Annotated in this window: 1 protein-coding gene; it reads left to right on the top strand. The window is 57.1% G+C overall.

Annotated elements, in window-relative coordinates; all coding sequences use genetic code 11:
• The coding region (locus Xvie_RS20405; protein WP_244175761.1) for a condensation domain-containing protein at positions 1-780 on the top strand (780 nt) is incomplete at both ends.

Raw genomic sequence — 780 nt, 5'->3', positions numbered from 1 at the left:
TATATGGTGCCGGCGGCGTTTGTGCGTCTGGATGCCTTCCCGTTAACCCCGAATGGCAAACTGGATCGGCGTGCACTGCCGGCACCGGGCAGCGAAGCGTTGGCTCGCCAACGTTATGAGGCGCCGCAAGGGGAAAATGAAACGGTGTTGGCGGCGATTTGGGGGGAATTGCTGGGCCTGGAGCAAGTCAGCCGACATGACAACTTCTTTATGCTGGGCGGGCATTCCCTGCTGGCGGTGCGGATGATTGAACGCCTGCGTCAGTTGGGGCGGACGCTGGCGGTGCGTGACCTATTTCAGACACCGGTATTATCCCGTTTGGCACAGAGGTTGGGACAACACCGGGTCGTGGACGTTCCTGCTAACGTCATTACCTCTGATACGACGGAACTCACCCCAGAAATGTTGCCACTGATAGACCTGACGCAGGCGGATATTGATCGTATTGTCGGGCAAGTGCCGGGCGGGATAAGCAATATTCAGGACATTTATGCCCTGTCACCCTTGCAGGACGGGATCTTATTCCACCATTTGCTGGCAAACGAGGGCGATCCGTACCTGTTGACTATTCAGAAGGAGTTTACGGACCGGGCCTTGCTGGAGCGGTATTTGTCGGCCATGCAGCAAGTAATCAATCGTCACGATATCCTGCGAACCGCCTTTATCTGGCAGGGACTGTCAGTGCCGGCGCAGGTGGTCTGGCGTCAGGCCCCATTATCGATCACTGAACTGACGTTAGATCCGGCAGACGGACCAGTCAGTGAGCAGCTGAGCCAGCGT

The sequence above is a fragment of the Xenorhabdus vietnamensis genome (assembly GCF_002127535.1).
Lineage (GTDB): Bacteria > Pseudomonadota > Gammaproteobacteria > Enterobacterales > Enterobacteriaceae > Xenorhabdus > Xenorhabdus vietnamensis.
The sequence above is the reverse complement of the archived record's forward strand: the minus strand, read 5'-3'. Positions and strand labels throughout refer to the sequence as shown.